The organism is Streptomyces sp. NPDC057271 (genome assembly GCF_042668715.1).
GTDB lineage: Bacteria > Actinomycetota > Actinomycetes > Streptomycetales > Streptomycetaceae > Streptomyces.
In genome coordinates this window covers 58,838-77,041 of sequence record NZ_JBHUYJ010000016.1, presented here as the reverse complement: position 1 = coordinate 77,041, position 18,204 = coordinate 58,838, and the positions used below count along the sequence as shown (strand labels likewise).

Here is an 18,204-nt window from a genome sequence, read left to right as displayed (position 1 = left end):
CCCGGGGAAGCCCGGGGAAGCCCGGGGAAGCCCGGAACGGCCTTCAGCGGGTGAGATCCGCCAGGCTGTCGAGTGCGGTGTCGATCTCTGCCGGGGTGTTGATGACGGCGGTGCCGATGCGGGTGTAGGTCAGGGTGGACAGTCGCACGCGGGCGGCGGCGGCATGTTCGACGACCTGCTGATGGGTGTGGCCTGCCACGCTGAAACAGGTGATGCCCGCTGACAGTTCCGGGTCGGCAGGGGTGTGCACGGTGACGCCGCGGATACGGCTCAGTCCCTGTTTCACGCGGGTCGACAGCTGTGTGATGCGGGTGGCGACGCGCGCTCGGCCCAGCTGCTCGTGCAGCCCCACCGCCACGGGCAGGGCGAAGGCATGCTCGAACGCCAGAAACCCGCCGGGCGACAGGGGCGCTGCTCCCCCGCCGCTGATGAAGCTCACGAACGTGGGCCGCAGCTGATCGAGGACGTCCGGCGCCACCCAGACCAGCCCCGTGCCCCTTGGACCGAACAGCCATTTGTGCGTTCCGGCGACCACCACGTCCGCGCCCAGGCCGGCGGCATCCTCGTCGACTGCCGCCAGCCCGTGCACGCCGTCGACGACCAGCAGGCACCGGTCGGCAGGACCGCGTCCTTCGTTGGCCCGGCGAACCACCTCGGCCACCGCACGCACCGGCATCCGAAGCCCCGTGCTGGACTGCACCCAGGTGATCCCCACGACTCTGGTGCTCGGGCGGATCGCCTCCCCGACCGCCGCTGCGATGCCGTCCGCCGTCGCGGTGGCCGGATCGGCGAACCAGGAGACCAGCCGCACCCTGTTGCCATGCTTTTCGGCGGCCAACCGGGCGGCGGTGCGATGCGAGATGTGGTCGTGCTCCGTCAGCAGGAACTCCTGTCCCGGACGGGTCACCACGCCGTTGTAGACGACACCCAGCCCGATACTCGTGCTCGCCGTCATCGCGACGTCCTCGGCCCGGCCTCCCAGATAGGTCGCGAGCGCCTGGCGTACCCGAGGCCATCCGGTCGGACCGTCCGGCAGCGCCATCCCCGTGGGCACCGACAGAGGGTTGGCGTCGACCTGCGCACTCAGATGATCCACCGCATCACGTACCACTTTCGGGTGCGAGGCCAGGTAGAACAGCGCGAGGTTCGCCCATCCCGGCTCCAGACGGAACTGCGCCCGCAAGGCGTCCCAGTCCACGCGCCCATCGGGCGTGGTGACCGGCAGCTCCTGTGGTGTGGACAGCCTTGCCACGCCGGAGCCGGGAACGAAGGCGACCGCCACCGCTCCCGCGGATCTCGCCAGCAGATCGCGCCGACTCGTCATCGACATCCAGCACCCCTTCGCACCGCGACCGGCGAAGCGGTGGCGGAATAACCGTCGGTGCCCTTCTGGTGACGAGGTTACGCGAGGTCGCCGCGGGTGCCGACAGCACGATCACCCGAACGCCCTCTGTCCGTGTCGTCCATCGCAGGACCACCGGCCGCGGCCCCTGCCGTCATCGCGCCCTCGCGCCCTCGCAGGTGCACGCGATCCGACGCGCCTGACGGCCCCGCGTGTCCGGCCAGGCCCTGGACCTCGCGCCCGCCAAGCACAGACGCCCGCCCGAGGAGAGAAAGTCACCTTCTGCCCCGTGTTGCACCCCTTGTCATGGCGTGCTCGCTGAGATGCTGCCTGCCGATGGCAGCCCGTAGCGGTCGGCCCGCCGGGAAGGGGATCACGTGGAAGCCGCAGCCTGGGAGCCGGTCGCATTGCTGCTCGCGGTCGTCGTGGCGGGTGTCTTCCTGCTCCACTGCCTCGGGGCCACCGCCCGCGCCGTCCCGGAGCCGCTGCACACGGGTCCGTTCAGCGGCGGGCTCGAGCCACGGGAGCACCCGGTCTCCCGGTTCCACGTGCGCTGGTACCCCGTCACGATGATCTTCCTCGCGTTCGACATGGAAATGCTCTTCATGTATCCGTGGACGAAGGTCGTCCCGGAGGTCGGCACCCCGGCGGTCGTCGAGATGTTCCTCTTCCTCGGCGTGCTGCTCGCCGGAGTCGGTTACGCCTGGCGCGAGGGGGCGTTCCGGTGGGCCTGAGGGCGCGCTTCACCAAGGTGGCGCTGGCCCGACCGGCCGTTCTGCTCGCCACGAGTCCGGGCGCGACGCGCGAGCGCCTGGCCGTCGAGGCCGAACTCGGACGCAGGGGGTGGCCGCGGGCCACCGGGCCCGCCGCGGCGGACCTGGTCGTCTTCGCAGGCGCCCCCCTTCCCGTACGGGATGACGACTGGGCCGAACGGGTGTGGACAGGCGTACCTGCTCCGAAGGCGCGTGTGACCGTGACGGATGCCGAGCACGCGGCGCGTGCGCTGGACCGCGGGCAGCGCATGCTCCTGGCGCCGGCCGCGCGCCCTGCCCCTCGTCACGAGAGGGCGGCCGCGCCCGGTCGTGGCCACCACGGCGGCGTGGACCACGGCCACAACGGTCATCACACGGGGGTGGTGGCCGGTCTCCCCATGGCAGAAAGGGCCGATGACCGGGACGGCTTGAGGCTCGACCGGTTGCATGTGCCGCTCGGGCCCGCGCTGCCGGACTGGCCCGCTGGACTCGTGCTGCGCCTGGAGCTCCAGGGGGACGTGGTGCAACGCGCCGAGGTCGACCTGATGTCCGTGCCCACCGCCGACCGGCCGGCCTTCTGGAGCGAACCGTGGCTCAGGGCGGTGTCCGGGGAGTCGGTGACGGTCGGCGAGGCTGCCCGGCGGCGGTGCGCGGCCCACCTCGACAGCCTCGGCAGGTTCCTCGGTGTGGCCGGCTGGAGCGATGCGGCGACCCGGGCGCGCCACGCGCGCGACCGGACGCTCGGTGACGCGCGCGGCGACGAACTGCGGCCGCTCGTCCGCCCTTTGGCCCGACGCCTGCGGAGGTCGTGGACTCTGCGCCGGCTGACGGCGGGTGTCGGCGAGCTCTCCGGGAGGTCGTCCGGAAGGGACGTGCACAGCAGACTGATCACCTGGCTGGACGAGATCGAGCACGCCCTCGACGAGATCGACGGCGGCACCCCGCTCGCCACCCACCCTCTGATCGGTCCCCGAGGGCGCGTCGCCCCGGAGGCACCGGCGTCCCGGGCGCTGCTCGACGCTCTTCCCGCGCTGCTCGAAGGCACCGAGTTCGCCTGCGCTCGGCTCATCGTCGCGAGCCTCGACCCCGATCTCGACGAGCTGGCCCCGCAGCACACACCGGGAGGACGTGCGCATGGCTGAACCGGCTCCGCTGTGGGCGGTGCTCGTCCTGCCCGTCGTGCTCGCGCTCGTCGCGACGGGCGTGGCGAGCGTCGATGCGAGGTCGGCCGCGCCGGGCCGTGAGGTACTGCGGCTGCTGGTGCAACAGCGGCGGGTCACGAGGGCGGCCGATATCCCTCTCGTACGGCTGGGGACGACACTGCTCGCGGTCGCCGCCGTGCTCGCCGCTGTCGTCCTCCCCTTCGGTTTCCGATCGGTGTCCGATCTTCCCGACGGGATCGTGTGGTTCAACGCCATGGAGGCGCTGGCGTGGGCGGCCGTGTGGCTGGCGGGCTGGGGGCCGAACTCGACCCTGTCGCTGGTCGGCGGGTACCGCTTCCTCGCTCAGGGCCTGGCGTACGAACTGCCGCACATGCTGGCGATCACGACGGCGGCGCTCGGCGCGGAGTCGTTGCGGGTGGGCGCGGTGGTGGACGCCCAGGCCGGGCTCTGGTTCGCCGTGTGGATGCCGGCGGCGTTCGGGATCTACCTGCTGAGCGCGCTCGCCATGGCCTTCTGGGGGCCCTTCGACCAGCCCGTCGGGACGGACACGGCGGGCGGCGCGGCGGCCGAACTGTCCGGGGTGGACCGGCTGGTGTTCCTCGGCGGGCGGTGGCTGTTGCTCGTCGTGGCCGCCGCCTTCTCCGTACCACTGTTCCTGGGCGGCGGGCATGGCCCGCTCCTGCCGGGCTGGGCGTGGACGGCGGTCAAGACGGCTGCCGTGCTCGGGTTCGTCGTGTGGGCGCGGCGCCGGGTCCCGACCGTACGCATGGAGCGTTACGTGGAGTTGGCCTGGGTGGTCCTGACGCCTCTGGCCGTGGCGCAGGCCCTGGTCGTGGCCGTGGTGGTGCTCGGACGGTGAGGAAGCGATGACGACGACGGCGTTCTGGGTGCTCGCGGTTCTCGCCGTGGCGAGCGGCATCATGGTGTTCCGCTTCGACTCGATGGCGCGCGCCACGTTCTCGCTGCTCACCTCCCTGCTCTGTGTGGGCGGGGAACTGATCGTGCTCGGGCTCGACTACCTCGGCATCGTCACCGTGCTGATGATGACGATCGAGATGGCCATCATGGCCGTCTTCATGATCATGTTCATGATGAACCCGGCCGGGCTCATGCCGATGACGATGATCCACAACAAGCGGGGAGCGGCGGTGATCTGCGCCGTGTCGTTCGCGTTGCTCGTCGCCGGCATCCTCCTCGTCCCCTGGCCGCGCCGACGCGGCCGGGCCCCGGCGGACCCGACCATGGACCTCGGCATGTCCCTGATGGGGCCGCAGATGCTCACCATGATGACGCTGGGCATGGCGCTGTTCGCGACGATCGTCGCGACCGTCGTTCTCTCCACCCGGCGCGGCAGGTACGACCGCTTCGGTGACGATCTCAGGGCGGCCCGGGCCGACGACCCGGTGCGCGGCGGGGTGGGCCGGTGAATCTGGAGCTGTACCTGATCGCCGCTGCCGCGCTGTTCTGTGTCGGGCTGTTCGGCGCCCTGACGCAGCAGTCGATCGTCATGCTGATGATGGGCCTGGAGCTGATGCTGGGCGGGGTGATCCTGGCCGCCGGCGCGGCCTGGCACTACGTCGCTCCGGCCACGGCCGACGGGCAGGTGCTGGTCGTGGTGGCCATCACGGCCATGGCGGTGGAGATGGCGATCGGCTTCGCCGTGGTCACCGCCCTGTTCCGGTCTCGCGAGGTCGACATGACCGACATGGCGGCGGAGTTGAGGGAATGAGCCTTCTCCTGTGGTCGCTGATCGGTCTGCCCCTGGGGGCCGGGACGCTGCTCGCCCTGGCGGGACGGCGGGCGGACCGGTGGGCGCCCTCGCTCGCCGTGGCAGTCTCGTCAGTGGCCCTGGGGCTCGCCGTCACCTCCTCACTGCGGCATCCGGCCGTCGAGGCTCCCCTGCTGGAAGGTCTCCCCGTCCGGCTCGCCGTGGACGGCCTCTCCGGCGTCCTCGTCGTCACGGTCACCGCGGTCACGCTCGCCGTGCTCCTCTTCAGCGCGGCGGAGTTCGGCACCGACGAGGCGCGGGGCCGCTTCTTCGGGCTGATGCTCGTCTTCGCGGGAAGCATGCTCGTCACCGTCACCGCCGCCACCCTGCCGACGCTGCTCATGGGCTGGGAGGTCATGGGCGCCACGTCGTGGGCACTGATCGGCTACTGGTGGCGGGAGCCGGAACGTACCGCCGCGGCCGACACGGCCTTCCTGACCACCCGTACCGCCGACCTCGGCCTGTACCTCGCCGCGGGCGCCGCCCTCGCGGCTGGGCCCGGCCCCCTCGCTCTCGACGAGCTCGCGCGAGCCGGGGAACCGTGGTTGTCGTTCGTGACGGCGGGGATCCTGGTCGCGGCGCTCGGCAAGTCCGCGCAGCTGCCCTTCAGCTTCTGGCTGTCGCGGGCCATGCAGGGTCCGAGCCCGGTCTCGGCTCTGTTGCACTCGGCGGCGATGGTGGTCGCGGGTGCGTATCTGCTGCTACGGGCGGGGCCGCTGCTGGATGCCTCCGGCTGGGGCGCGGAGGCGGCCGCGTGGGTGGGTGCGGCGACCGCGGTCGCCCTCGGGCTGGTCGCGGTGGCACAGAGCGACTTCAAGCAGCTGCTCGCCGCCTCGACGTGCGCCCAGATCGGGTTCATGGTGCTCGCCGCCGGCACCGGCGCGATCACCGGTGGGGCGTTGCAGTTGATGGCGCACGCAACCGCGAAGAGCCTGCTGTTCCTCGTGGCGGGCGCGTGGCTCACGGCGTGGGGGACGCAGCACCTTCCCGCGCTGCGCGGGGCCGCCCGTTCCCGCCGGGCGGTCGGTGTGCTCTGCACGGTGGGCGCCCTTTCGCTGGCCGGGTTGCCACCGCTCTCCCTGTGGGCGGCGAAGGACGTGTTGCTCGCCGGAGCGCTGGAGGACAGCCCGTGGCTGTATACGGCGGGGCTCGCCGCCGCCGCGCTCTCCGCGGTCTACAGCGTCAGGATCCTGTGGTTCGTGTGGGGCCGGCCGGAGCAGCGTGCGACCGGCGGACGGCGGATTCCGGCTGGGGCCGTCGTCCCGCTCGCGCTGCTCGCCGTCGCATGCGTCGCGCTGACGCCCGTGGCTTTCCCGCCGGTACGCGACGCGCTCACCCGATATCTCGGCCTGGACGGTCAACAGAGCCCACATGCATGGGAGTTCGCCCTGTCCAGCGCTCTCGCGCTCTCGGCCGCCGCCGCGGCGTGGGCCTGGGGCGGCCGCCCGCTTCCGCTGCCGTTCCGAGCGAAATGGCTGGGCCGGGAGTGGCTGGGCCTCGAGCGCGCCGCCCGTGTCCTGCTCGTCTCCCCCACGCTGGCGGTGGCTCGCGCCGCCGCCGTCTTCGACGACCGGGTCCTCGACCGTGCCGTGGACGCGACGGCCCAGGGCGCGGTCGGCTGCGCCCGATGGACGAACCGGTTCGTCGAGCGGGCGGTCGACGGAATGGTCGAGGGTGTCGCCACAGCCGCCCGGCGGCTCGGCGGATGGGCCCGCCGCCCGCAGACCGGCCAGCTGCACCAGTACCTCGCCCAGGCCGTCGCGGCCTTCTCCGTCCTCGCCCTCGTGCTCGTCCTCGTGAGGTGACCGTTGCTCACCGCCCTCGTCTTCGCCCCGACCGCGGTCGCACTCCTGCTGTTCGCCCTGCCCTCCCGTACCCCCGTACACGTGCTGCGCGTCGTCTGGGTGGCGACCACCGCCGTCGAGCTCGGCCTGGTCGTGGCCCTGTGGGCCGGTCACGAGACGGGCGGAGGCATCCAGTCGGAGGTGCGGGCCCGCTGGATCCCCAGCGCCGGGGTCGGCTATCACATCGGTGTCGACGGCCTGTCCCTGCCGCTGCTTGCTCTCACGTGTGTGCTGTTCCTCGCCTGCGCGCTGTACTCGCTCCGCGAGAACCGCCTCTTCCGTGAGTTCGCCGCGCTCTTCCTCTTCCTCCAGACCACGTGCCTGGGGCTGTTCGTCTCCCTCGACCTGATCCTGTTCTTCGTCTTCTTCGACCTGTCGATCGTGGCGATGTACTTCGTCATCGCCGGATGGGGCCACCGCGACGCCAAGCGGGCGGCGCTGAAGTTCTTCCTCTACACGTTCATCGGATCGCTCGCCCTGCTGCTGGGCTTCATCGGCCTCTATCTGGCCGCCGCCCCCCACACGTTCGACATGGTCGACCTGACCCGCCAGAACCCCCTCGCCGACCGGTCCGCCTACGCCGCACTGGCACTGCTCGCCGTCACCGTCGGCCTCGCCGTGAAGACACCCACGATCCCGTTCCACACCTGGCTGCCGCCCGCCCACACCGAGGCCCCGGCCGCCGGCTCCGCGATCCTCGCCGGAGTGCTCCTGAAGATGGGGACGTACGGGTTCCTCCGCATCGCGATGCCCATGCTTCCGGACGCCTGGCGGCGGTACGCGATCGTCCTCGTCGTCATCGGAGTCCTGTCCGTCCTCCACGGGGCCCTGGTGGCGCTCGCCCAGACCGACTTCAAGCGCATGATCGCCTACACCTCGGTCAATCACATGGGGTACATCGTCCTGGCCGTCGGCGCCGCCGCCGCGACCGCCGACACCTCCGCCCAGGCACGCTCCCTCGCCGTCACCGGCTCGGTCACCCAGATGGTCAGCCACGGCCTCATCACCGGCGCGCTCTTCCTCCTCGCCGGTGTGCTGTACGAGCGCGGGCGGACGCACGACATGGGCGCGTACGGCGGTCTCGCCGCCACCGCTCCCGTCTTCGCCGCGCTGACCGGTGCGGCCGCCTTCGCGTCTCTGGGGCTTCCCGGGTTCTCCGGTTTCATCGCGGAGTTCCAGATCTTCACCGGCGCGCTCGGGCCGCGGCCGCTGGCCACCGCCCTGTCCGTACTCGGCATCCTGCTCACGGCCGGGCTGTTCCTGCGCGCGCTGCAGAAGATCCTGACGGGGCCGCTACGACTGCCGAACGCGCCCGGCACGCCGCGCGCGTTCCCGGACATGCGCGCCCACGAGTACGCGGGCATCGTCCCGCTCCTCGTCCTCGCCGTGGTCCTGGGCATCGCGCCGCGCTTCCTCCTCGACGTCATCGAACCGGCCGCGCGTACGGTCCTGGAGCAGCTCGCCCGATGAACGGCATGAACGAGAACCCGCTCGACATCCTCCCCGAGCTGCTCCTCGCGGCATCGGCCGTCCTCGGGCTCCTGATCGGCGCCTGGCTGCCGCGCTCCCGGCAGTGGCTCGTCGGGCTCCTCGCGGCGGTGGCGGCATGCGCGGGGATCGTGGCGGCGGCCGTCGCAGCCACGCTCCCCGATCTGACCGCGTTCGGCGAAGCGTTCACCGTCGACCCGGTCACGAGCACCTCCCGCATCGTCGTCCTCGGCGGCCTTCTGCTCGTTCTCACCCTGTGCGCCGGGCGGTTCCACGCCCACCCGCGCGAGAGCGAGTTCTACGTCCTGCTCCAGCTCTCCGCGCTCGGGGCGCTCGTCATGGCCGGGACCCAGGACCTGCTGCTGCTCGTCGCCGGTTACCTGCTCGCGAGCATCCCCGCCTACACGCTCGCCGGCTTCCGCAAGGACGGTCCGGGGACGGAGGCGGCGCTCAAGTACTACGTGATCGGCGCGCTGCTCGGCGTCCTCATGCTGGCCGGCATCACCGTGCTGTACGCGGCGGGGCGGGCCACGGGCTATCCGCTCCTCGGTCCCGCGCTGCCCGAGGCCCCGGAGGCGCTCGTCGCTGCCGGGGTCGTCGGCCTGCTCGCCGGCGTGCTGTTCAAGGTCGGCGCCGTCCCCGCCCATTTCTGGGTGCCGGACGCGGTCCAGGGCAGTACGGCGCCGGTCGCCGCGTTCCTGACCACCATCCCGAAGACCGGTGCACTGGCGGCCCTGCTGCGGCTCGGCGATGCCGTCCTCGCGGACAGCGGCGTGCCGTGGCCGGCCGTGATCTCCGTGGTGTCCGCGGCCTCGATGACCCTGGGAAATCTCGCCGCCTTCTTCCAGGACGACGTGAAGCGGCTCCTCGCGTACTCGACGATCAGCCAGGTCGGTTACCTGCTGCTGCCCGTCGCGGTGGTCGGCCGGTCGGACCTCGCCCAGGAGGCGCTGCTGTACTACGTGGCCGCGTACGCCGTCACGAACCTGGGCGCCTTCGCCGTGGTGTGCGCGCTCCCCCGGGCCCGCCGGATCGGCGACTACCGCGGTCTCGCCCGCCTGCGTCCACTCCTCGCCGCGAGCCTCGTCATCTGCCTGCTCGGCCTCGTCGGCACACCGCCGACCGCCGTGTTCGTCGGCAAGCTGGAGGTGTTCAGCGCCGCGTTCGACGGCGGGTACACGTGGCTGGCGGTGCTGGCCGCCGTCAACACCGTCGCCTCCCTCTTCTACTACCTGCGCTGGATCGTGCCCTCGGTGTCCCGGGGCGGCGGTGACGAGCTCGCCCACGGCGACCGGCCGGCACGCGCTGTCGCCTACGTCGCCGCCACCATCTCCGTGGGACTCGGCCTGGCCGCGGGGCCCGTGCTCCCCGCCCTGAGCGGCTCCGTCGCCACGTAGCGGCCACCTCGCGAGCCCTCGCCCGGCTGCGGGGACATGGTGCCGCGCCGGCGGTCACAGAGTGCTGGTGCACGGGACTGCTCCGGCACGGCCGGCGGGCGTCACCGGGGACGAAGCGCGTCGCGTCCGCGACACCGGCCGCGAGAGCCCGCTCCCGGGCGACGCGGAGCGGACTCGGTTCCCTGTCGAGGCCTACGACTCGGAGCCCGGCGCGTGCCAGGGCGAGCGCGGCGGGGCCGGAACCGGTTGCCACATCGCGTACGAGGCGGATATCCCTCCCGCCCGCTCGAGTCCCTCAGAGTCACCGCGACGACGTCGTCCGCCGCATGAGCCCAGGCATCACCGACGGCGGTGTGGTCGCCGACCTCCCACCCGCCGCTCATCGCCCGCCCCGGGCCGTGTAGCGGCGGACCCTGACACCGTGGGCGGCCAACTTCTCAGGCAGGTCCGCCAGCGCGGGAATCTGCTCGATGTGGTGAACGCCCGGAGGCACCGTTCCGTTGAGAAGTTCGCGCGTGACATAGGCCGCGACCATGCCGGACACGCGGCCAAATCAGGTTCCGTCCGCTGATCCAGTCAGCCCAGTTGTGTGGCAGGGAGTCGTGCCACGGTCTACGGTCGCGATGCAGGGGGCGTCCGCCGCTCTGAGGTGCCGTGATGTGGAAAGCTGCCTATCGCCCACTGACAACCCTGCTTGTGAGCTTCGGTGCCATACTCATCACTGCTGGTCAGGCGGCGGCTGAGCCGGATCCGGCGCGAGTTTGTGCGACGGCCAAGCAACTCATCGACGCGGGGTATCTGACGGAGGCCCGGGCGCTCTACAAGCGGGTTCCGGGTGAGGCCCCGGTCCCCTGTATGGCCGCGGATCTCCAGCGGATCGACGGTCTGCGGGCGGACGCAGCCGTCGAGGTGAAGGCGGGCCAGCAGATGCTCGACGCAGGGAAGAAGTCGGAGGCGGCCACGAGATTCATGGCAGCCCTGGTTCTGGAGCGGGACAATGCGGCAGCTCTCGCCGGCCGTACCGCCGCCACGGAGGAGAAAGCCCCGCCCAAGGGGCTGGTAGCGGAGAAGGACGGCTGGGATGCCTTCTACCGAGACTGGCTTGTGCCGCTGTTCCAGCTGGTCGCTGCGGCAGCCGTCGGTGTCGTCGTACTGGGGGCGCTGAGCGGACTGTTCGCCCACTGGGTGGTCAGACCGCAGTCGGTCGTGTGGCCCCGTTCAGCCCGTGTGTCGATCGGCTGGCTCGGCGTCCTCCTGCTGGTCGGCTGCGGCGTGATGCTACCTCTGTATGCGATGTTTGAGCCGTTCACGCCCGCCGCTGTGGTACCAGGTCCAGCCGTGCGGATCGCCCTCTTTCTCGTACTGGCTGTGCTGCTGGCAGTCTTGCTGGCGGCCGGTGATCCGGCAGGGCAGTCGCCCAGACAGGTGTGGGCCCACTGGCGCCGTCTGCTGCTCTCGCTCGCCGTCGTCATCGGCACTGGTCTGGTGGGCTGGCTGACGGTGCTGTCCGATCCGCTGGAGCGGCTACTGGTGGCCTATGTCGTCCTCAGCTGCTTCGGGGTTTTGTTTACCGCCGCCGCGCTCGGCCAGAACCTCCGGCTTCAGGTCGAGGCCCAGACGAAGGACGGAACGGCCGACGCAGCTGCCACCGACTACCTGCTCGCACGGTTGCGGACCCTGGGCACGGAAAGACCGCCACAGAGCCTGAACGCCGTCCCTGCAGTCACATCGCTGTCGGCCCTCCACACCGAGGACCTGAGCGCGCTGCCAGCCGGGAAGATTGCCAGCACGGTCTCCCGGCTGTTCTTCGCCCTGCGGCCTGACCTCACGTGGCGGGCACGGGTCATCTCTGTAGATGCGAACCGGATTGCCGTGACCCTCAACAGGAATGGCCAGCATGCGGAAAGTGTGATCTTCAGTCGCCTGGATCTCGGCCTCCCCGCGGTCGAGGAGGGAAAGGCCGAAGACCGGCTCCGCGCCCAGCTTCTGACGGGCGCCGCCGCAATCATTCTCGTGAGGCTCAGCCAGGCACACCCCGAGCTTCGGCCGAGTCTCTGCGGTGCGCGGGACTGGAGGAGCATCACCCTCCAGGTCATTGCGAGCAGCGTGTCCCTCATCGACAGTCCGGATCAGCGGATTCCCCTGCTGGGGCGGGCGATCCACGAAGACCAGAACTACCTGCTGGCCCGCCTGGAGTACCTGTGGGCCCATCAGAGTTCCGCATCGTTCGGCAGCCCCCTATACCGTCAGATCGCCGAGACCACCGATCGACTACTGGTCGGGCTAACTGACGACAGCTCGCGCGCTATCCGCATTCGTGGCTACTACCGCAGTACCTCCCAGTGGCTCAACATGTACGCCCAAAGCGGCTACACAGAGAGTGACCTGCTGCGTCGCGCGCGGCGGTCCGTGATGCGACTGGAAACCGCTTGTCAACACACCTCCGATCCGTACTCGCCGGTCTTCCAGCTCGCCGAGCGTGCCAGGCCGCTCGCAGCTACTTTCCGCAGCACAATCAAGGCACTGCTAACCAGACAGAAGCATGCGGCCACGCAACGCCGGCCCACCGACTTCGTGTCACCCCGGCTCGCCTACGAGAACGCCTGCTTGGACTGTGCCTTGCTGTCGCTCGGCGACGGTGACGGTCATGGAGCACAGTCCTATGCCGAGCACGCGGTGCAGCACCTTCGGGTGGGGCTGCCGACTTCGAGGGACATCGAGCACGCCATCAAGGATCCTTGCTTGGCTCCGCTGCGCGGCGATTCCGGATTTCAATCGCTGGTAGGCCCACCTCCCGCTGAGTTCCTAGGCGTGCAGATGTTCGCTGACACTGCCTTCGATGGTGTGGCTGGGAAGCTCGACTCAGCAGGACTCAGCCGTCCCGAAGAGATCATCCGCCGCACGAACGGAGCGAAGGGCCGGGCGGAACTGGCGAAGTACCTCACAATTTCTCCCCTCCTGGTCGATCGGATCCGTCAGATCGCCCTACTGAACAGGGTTCATCCGGACCTGGCGGATCCGAGGATGCTCAACCTGCTACTGAAAGCCGGCATCGATTCCCCTGCACGATTGAGCACCGAAATCCGGCTGGGGAAAGAGCCGTTGATGCAGCGACTGCGAGAGTTGGCCATGACGGAAGGTACATCAACTCTCCAAGGCGTTGAGCACCCGGCTGGCTGGCTGACCGCCGGAAGACCCCAGCGATTTCATTTCTGGAGTCAGGCGGACTCCCAGTGATGTGCACCGCCACCGCGCCATTCCACCCAAGCCGGATCGTCAAGCGTCGCGTACGCGTTCGACAACCCCGCCTCCCGGAGCAGCTCTAGCAGCTCTTCGTCGTCACGGGCGAGGCCGAGTATCTCCCCGCGCGCGGTCGGTCACCCAATCCCAGCCGCTCGGCCTGACCAGAATCGTCCAAGGGCGCGCTTTCCGGCCCATCCAGGCACTACCGGCGAAGCTGGCAGTGCCTGGATGGGTAGCCGAGTTGATGTCAAGGGCGTTGGGCGAATAGCGGATCGGCCGTCACATAGAGCCCTTAGCTTGACTCTGTCGGGGATCTTGGAGTCGCCGAGGTCAGGCGCCCAGGGTGCGCCAGGACTTCGGCCGGGGGATCTCGTGCTGATCGAGGTAGGTCTGGAAGGCGGTCGGTCGGCGTGGCCGGGGTGCTTCCTCGGTCGGTGGGAGACCGCTGAGGCGCTCGATGTTGATGGCGATGGCGGTCAGGACGTGCTGGACATGAGCCTTGCTCTGGCCTCGGTAGCGGCAGCGGCGCATGCCGTGGCCGTGGGCGAACTCGTTGACCGTTCCCTCCACTCCGGAGCGGACCGCGTAGCGGGTCTTCCACTCGGGTGTCTGCTGCTCGGCACGGACGCGGAGTTGCAGGTCGCGGAGTTCTCGTGGGGGAAAGCCGACGGTGCGGTGGCGTTCGCGGGAGGTGGTGCACTGGGCGCGGGCCGGGCAGGGGTGGCACTGGCTCTTGGTGAACCGGGCCACGATCAGCGGGGCCGCGGTGGGCGAGGAGGTCGGGTAGGGGCCATGCCAGCCCTGGCTGACCTGCCCCTGGGGACAGGTGACTTGCTGGCGGTCGTAGTCGATGTGGAAGTCGTCACGGGCGAAGCCTTCACCCCGGCGGTGCTGCCGGGTGGGGTTGCCCCGGAGCGGCCCGGAGACGGTGACCTGGTGGTCACGCGCGGCTTGTGCAAGGTGGGGCAGGGAGGTGTAGCCGCTGTCGACCAGGTGCTCGGCGGGCAGCAGGCCGCGGCGGTGCAGGCGGGTGTGGATGCCGGGCAGGACCTTGCTGTCATGGGTGGTGGAGGCGGTGGTGGCCACGTCCGTGATCACGTTTGGGCCGTCGGGGGCACACGTCTCCGTCAGATGGGCCGAGAACCCCTTCCAGCTGATGATGTGTCCGTGACGGGCGTATCGGGCCGAGGTGTCGTAGGGCGAGACGATCGCTCGGGACGAGGGCGGGAGTCCGGGTCCGTCCTCCGTCTCGGCGGTGCGCCAGCGCAGGTGGCCCGCGGCGTCGCGGTGATAGTTCTGCACCATGATCTGGCGCAAGGCCTGGGCACGGGGGCCAAACGCGCGGTCTCCCCCGTGCTGGTAGAGATACTCCAGGAGCCGGACGGCGTCGTTTCCGGTGGCGAGGATCCTGGTCTTGGGCCTGGTGGGGTTCTTGCCCAGGCGGACCGGACGGCCGTAACGGCGCCCCCAGTCCTCGTCGACCAGCTCGTCCAGCAGGTGCGGGGCGGTGCCGGCGACTTCCTCCAGCGCGGCGCGGACCGCTTCGGTGACCATCTCCAGCCGGGTCAGGTCACGGACCGCGGCCAGGACGTGGGTGGAGTCGGTGCGCTGGGTGGTGCGCTCGCGTACCAGGCCGGCCTCCTTGAGGCGGGCCAGTGCGAGGTCGAGGAGGCGGTCAGCGTGGTCGCCCTCGGTGAGACGGTCGCGGAAGTCGGCCAGCACGCTGTGGTGGAAGCCGGGATCGTCCAGCTCCATGGCCATGGCGTACTTGAAGTCGATGCGGCAGCGGACCGCCTCGGCGGCCTGCCGGTCCGACAGGCCGAGCACGAACTGCAGCACGCAGACGGTGGCCAGCTGGGCGGGCGAAAGGCCCGGACGCCCATCACGCGGATACCAGTCCGCGAAGTCCTCGTCACACCACAGCCCGTCCAGGCGGTCTCTCACCCACATCGCCGTCGTACCGCCCGGGTTGCTCGCCCTCGCGATCCGCGCGGTCAGAGGCGGGACTTGCTCACCGGAACGAGGACGGAGCGACAACGGACACCTCGACAACTGCATAGGCTCTCGGAACACCCCGAGCATGCCCACCGATCACCCCGGCGCACCGGGAAACTCCAAGATCCCCGACAGAGTCAAGTTAGGCAGACCAAAGGTCTCCCGGCTCGGAGGGCGCCTTGATCAGGTTCGGCCTGTACACATCCACTGACCGCAGGGTTCGCCGGCTAGCGCCGTGCACGCGAGGGTCAGCGGTCAGCGGCTGGTGGAGGGAGCGCTCGCCCCTGTCCAGGGCCCGCTGCGGGCCCTCCGGCGGGGCATGCCGAAATCTCCGTGCCAGTGCCGCGGGCAGCCTTCCAGCAGTCGGCTCAGTCCGATGCGGCCGAGCCCGTCGTCGGGACGCGCTGTCACCAGAGCCCTCTTCACAGCATTCGGGCGCGAAGCTGCCGAGAATGGAAGGCTTCTCCGTCAAGTCAGGCGTGTCGAATGATGCGCACAAGCTCCCGGCTTCGAGCAGCGGCGCACGAGGGCGAACCCGGCAACCGTTCGCCTCGACGAGGAGGGCGACACCCCCTGACCCCGCTCGCCGGGGTGGTTCAGTATGTGCTGGGCACGGGTCGTGCGAGTCGGATCATGGCGCGGTAGAGGGCGGTGGGAGCCGGGGCTTGGGGCAGGGACGGGACATCCGTGCCCGAGATGGCGAACGCACGGAGCATGTGGCCGACCGGGCGGCGCCAGCTGTCGGGGACGGCGTCGCCGGTGGCAGCGACAACACCGGCGTTGACCATCAGCAGGATGACGAGTTCCTGTGAGGTGAAGTCCGCGCGGGTGTGTCCTGTGGCCTGTGCGCGAGTGATGAGTTCGAGGAAGCCGTTGTAGGACTCGGCCCTGCGGGCTTCGAGGGCTTTGGCCGCGGGGAAGGTCATGGTCAGGACATCGGCGAAGCCTCGGTCGGCGGCCTGCATAGAGCAGGCGGCTTCGATGTAGCGGGTGAAGTCGTGCCAGGGGTCGGGGTCGGCGAGTGCTTCGGCGACGGCTTCGGCGTAGGCGTCCATGCGGTCGGCGAAGACCGCGGTAATCAGGTCCTCCCGGCTGGCGAAGCGGCGGGAGAGCGTCGCCTTGCCGACGCCTGCCTCGCGAGGTGTCCGACACCGGCTCAGGTCTCGGCGGACAGATGGATCGAGGCCAGTTTGGCAGGGTCGACGACGATGTGGATGCCGGTAATCCGTCCTTCGGTGACGGTGAAGGCGATGAGGGAGAGGGGGTTCCGTCAGGGTGCCAGGACATGTGGCCGGGGATGCCGTTGACCAGCACGGCCGATGGCGGGCGACCTCGCCTGAGAACATGCGGGCCTTCCACGGCTTGAGGGCTTCGGTCCCCAAACCCGCCCCCGCTGCTCCCTGCGACAGCGTGGGTCGGCCGTCTCCACATCCCCTTGATCCACTGCCGCGCCCGATCCATACCGAATGCCGGAGTTCTACGCTGCATAGTCAGCACCAAGTCAGCACGGGAGAGGTGATCAGGGGTGCTGACATGCGGTTTCAGGTCAGCACCGAACCAGCACGGGAGTCAGCACCGGCCCACCAAAACACGTCGAACAGTGCAACTCGGACAGCCTTACGTCGCCCTTCGAAGTGACGCTCGAACCAGCGCCGGCGCCCCTCTCATGGTGGCCCCGCGCACACGCGGCCCGAGAACTATGGTGTCCCACCACATACGTCACTGACCTGCACGTTCCTACGGTATGGCGACACGCAAACGTCCCCGTCGAACGCCAGGAAGTGGTGCCGATGTCCTCCCCCGCGACCGCTCCACCCGCCCAGTCGAATCTCAAGCGCATCGTCGCCGCGAGTCTCATCGGCACCACCATCGAGTGGTACGACTTCTTCCTCTACGGCTCCGCCGCCGCGTTGGTCTTCAACAAGCTCTTCTTCCCCGACTCCGACCCGCTCGTCGGCACGCTCCTCTCCTTCCTCACCTACGCCGTCGGGTTCGCCGCACGGCCCCTGGGCGCCCTCGTGTTCGGGCACTACGGCGACCGGCTCGGGCGGAAGAAGCTGCTCGTGCTCAGCCTGCTGCTGATGGGTGGCGCGACCTTCGCGATCGGTCTGCTGCCGACGCACGCGACCGTCGGGGCGGCCGCTCCCCTGCTGCTCACCGCGCTGCGGCTGGTGCAGGGCTTCGCGCTCGGGGGCGAGTGGGGCGGGGCCGTGCTCCTGGTCTCGGAGCACGGGGACGCGCGGCGGCGCGGGTTCTGGGCCTCGTGGCCGCAGACCGGGGCGCCCGCCGGGCAGTTGCTCGCGACCGGTGTGCTGTCCGCGCTGACCGCTCTGCTCTCCGACTCCGCGTTCCTGGCATGGGGCTGGCGCATACCGTTCCTGCTCTCCGGTGTGCTGGTGATCGTCGGCCTGTGGATCCGGCTCTCCGTCGACGAGTCGCCCGTCTTCAAGGCCGCGCTGGCCGCCGCCGAGGAGCGCAAGGCGGCCACCGCCCAGGTCGAGAAGATGCCGCTGGTCGCCGTGTTGAAGCACCACTGGCGCGACGTGCTGATCGCGATGGGCGCCCGCATGGCCGAGAACATCTCGTACTACGTGATCACCGCGTTCATCCTCGTCTACGCGACGACCCAGGTCGGCCTCTCCAAGCAGACCGCGCTCAACGCCGTCCTCATCGCCTCCGCCGTCCACTTCGCCGTCATCCCCGCCTGGGGTGCGCTGTCGGACCGGATCGGCCGGCGGCCGGTCTATCTGATCGGTGCCGTCGGGGTCGGCGCCTGGATGTTCCCCTTCTTCATGCTCATCGACTCCGGCACCTTCGGCGCGCTGCTCCTCGCCGTCACCGTCGGCCTGGTCCTGCACGGAGCGATGTACGCGCCGCAGGCCGCGTTCTTCTCCGAGATGTTCGCGACCCGGATGCGCTACTCGGGCGCCTCCATCGGCGCGCAGTTCTCCTCGGTCGCCGCCGGTGCCCCCGCACCGCTGATCGCGACCGCGCTGCTCTCCGACTACGGCTCCTCCACCCCGATCTCCCTCTACGTGATCGCCGCCGCGCTTCTCACGGTCGTCGCGATCGCGTGCGCCCGCGAGACCCGCAACCGCGATCTGTCGGACGTCGAGGACTCCGCCCAGGCCCCGGCCCCCGTGCGCGCCGACGCCTGACCCCCACACTACACCAAAGGTAGAGGGCACCGCCCCCCGGAGGGGCCCTTCGCC

The 18,204-nt window shown here is 70.2% G+C and carries 14 protein-coding genes and 1 pseudogene; 10 read left to right on the top strand and 5 right to left on the bottom strand.

The genetic code is table 11. The features are described from left to right. Nucleotides 1-43: 43 nt before the first annotated feature. Nucleotides 44-1,330 carry an aminotransferase class V-fold PLP-dependent enzyme gene (locus tag ACFUJR_RS10960; protein ID WP_383164825.1) on the bottom strand — a complete coding sequence of 429 codons (1,287 nt, stop codon included), beginning with the start codon at nucleotides 1,328-1,330 and terminating at the stop codon, nucleotides 44-46. A gap of 389 nt (nucleotides 1,331-1,719) precedes the next feature. Here ACFUJR_RS10960 and ACFUJR_RS10955 point away from each other — a divergent pair, with 389 nt between their 5' ends. From ACFUJR_RS10955 to ACFUJR_RS10920, 8 genes are read left to right on the top strand one after another with little or no spacing between them, the layout of a single operon-like run. Further along, complete coding sequence (locus ACFUJR_RS10955; RefSeq protein ID WP_383164822.1) at nucleotides 1,720-2,076, top strand: NADH-quinone oxidoreductase subunit A; 357 nt, start codon at nucleotides 1,720-1,722, stop codon at nucleotides 2,074-2,076. Then, nucleotides 2,067-3,236: a hypothetical protein gene (locus tag ACFUJR_RS10950; protein ID WP_383164820.1), complete on the top strand. Its 1,170-nt coding sequence runs from the start codon at nucleotides 2,067-2,069 to the stop codon at nucleotides 3,234-3,236. The genes ACFUJR_RS10955 and ACFUJR_RS10950 overlap by 10 nt, the downstream gene beginning before the upstream one ends. Beyond that, nucleotides 3,229-4,116: an NADH-quinone oxidoreductase subunit H gene (locus tag ACFUJR_RS10945; RefSeq protein ID WP_383164817.1), complete on the top strand. Its 888-nt coding sequence runs from the start codon at nucleotides 3,229-3,231 to the stop codon at nucleotides 4,114-4,116. The genes ACFUJR_RS10950 and ACFUJR_RS10945 overlap by 8 nt, the downstream gene beginning before the upstream one ends. Before the next feature lie 7 nt (nucleotides 4,117-4,123). After that, entirely contained in the window at nucleotides 4,124-4,684 is a 561-nt protein-coding gene (locus ACFUJR_RS10940) for an NADH-quinone oxidoreductase subunit J (RefSeq protein WP_383164814.1), read from the top strand. After that, entirely contained in the window at nucleotides 4,681-4,986 is a 306-nt protein-coding gene (gene nuoK, locus ACFUJR_RS10935) for an NADH-quinone oxidoreductase subunit NuoK (RefSeq protein ID WP_383164811.1), read from the top strand. Before ACFUJR_RS10940 ends, nuoK begins: the two co-directional genes overlap by 4 nt. Continuing rightward, complete coding sequence (locus ACFUJR_RS10930; RefSeq protein WP_383164808.1) at nucleotides 4,983-6,830, top strand: NADH-quinone oxidoreductase subunit L; 1,848 nt, start codon at nucleotides 4,983-4,985, stop codon at nucleotides 6,828-6,830. The genes nuoK and ACFUJR_RS10930 overlap by 4 nt, the downstream gene beginning before the upstream one ends. A gap of 3 nt (nucleotides 6,831-6,833) precedes the next feature. After that, nucleotides 6,834-8,339 (top strand): NuoM family protein, encoded by a 1,506-nt coding sequence (locus ACFUJR_RS10925; protein ID WP_383164805.1) that lies wholly within the window; start codon nucleotides 6,834-6,836, stop codon nucleotides 8,337-8,339. Further along, nucleotides 8,336-9,754: an NADH-quinone oxidoreductase subunit N gene (locus tag ACFUJR_RS10920; protein WP_383164802.1), complete on the top strand. Its 1,419-nt coding sequence runs from the start codon at nucleotides 8,336-8,338 to the stop codon at nucleotides 9,752-9,754. Before ACFUJR_RS10925 ends, ACFUJR_RS10920 begins: the two co-directional genes overlap by 4 nt. A 103-nt stretch (nucleotides 9,755-9,857) precedes the next feature. On the opposite strand, the pseudogene ACFUJR_RS10915 reads toward ACFUJR_RS10920, so the two are convergent. Beyond that, nucleotides 9,858-10,007 (bottom strand): annotated as a pseudogene (locus ACFUJR_RS10915) (hypothetical protein); the annotation flags it as partial. Nucleotides 10,008-10,133: 126 nt separating this feature from the next. Beyond that, nucleotides 10,134-10,298 (bottom strand): hypothetical protein, encoded by a 165-nt coding sequence (locus ACFUJR_RS10910; RefSeq protein WP_383164800.1) that lies wholly within the window; start codon nucleotides 10,296-10,298, stop codon nucleotides 10,134-10,136. A gap of 152 nt (nucleotides 10,299-10,450) precedes the next feature. Between ACFUJR_RS10910 and ACFUJR_RS10905 the strand changes: the two genes are divergently transcribed. Next, nucleotides 10,451-12,991: a hypothetical protein gene (locus ACFUJR_RS10905; protein WP_383450318.1), complete on the top strand. Its 2,541-nt coding sequence runs from the start codon at nucleotides 10,451-10,453 to the stop codon at nucleotides 12,989-12,991. Between the two features lie 336 nt (nucleotides 12,992-13,327). Here the strand turns inward: ACFUJR_RS10905 and ACFUJR_RS10900 are convergent, their stop codons facing one another. Together ACFUJR_RS10900 and ACFUJR_RS10895 are read right to left on the bottom strand one after the other, a co-directional pair. Continuing rightward, a complete protein-coding gene (locus ACFUJR_RS10900) occupies nucleotides 13,328-14,947 on the bottom strand; it encodes an IS1182 family transposase (RefSeq protein ID WP_383164963.1) in 1,620 nt (539 codons plus the stop codon). 641 nt (nucleotides 14,948-15,588) lie between these two features. Further along, on the bottom strand, nucleotides 15,589-16,047 hold the full coding sequence (locus tag ACFUJR_RS10895; RefSeq protein WP_383164794.1) for a hypothetical protein: 459 nt from the start codon (nucleotides 16,045-16,047) through the stop codon (nucleotides 15,589-15,591). A 735-nt stretch (nucleotides 16,048-16,782) separates the two neighbouring features. Here ACFUJR_RS10895 and ACFUJR_RS10890 point away from each other — a divergent pair. After that, nucleotides 16,783-18,150, top strand: coding sequence for an MFS transporter (locus tag ACFUJR_RS10890; RefSeq protein WP_383164791.1), 1,368 nt, complete (start codon nucleotides 16,783-16,785; stop codon nucleotides 18,148-18,150). Nucleotides 18,151-18,204 lie beyond the last annotated feature (54 nt).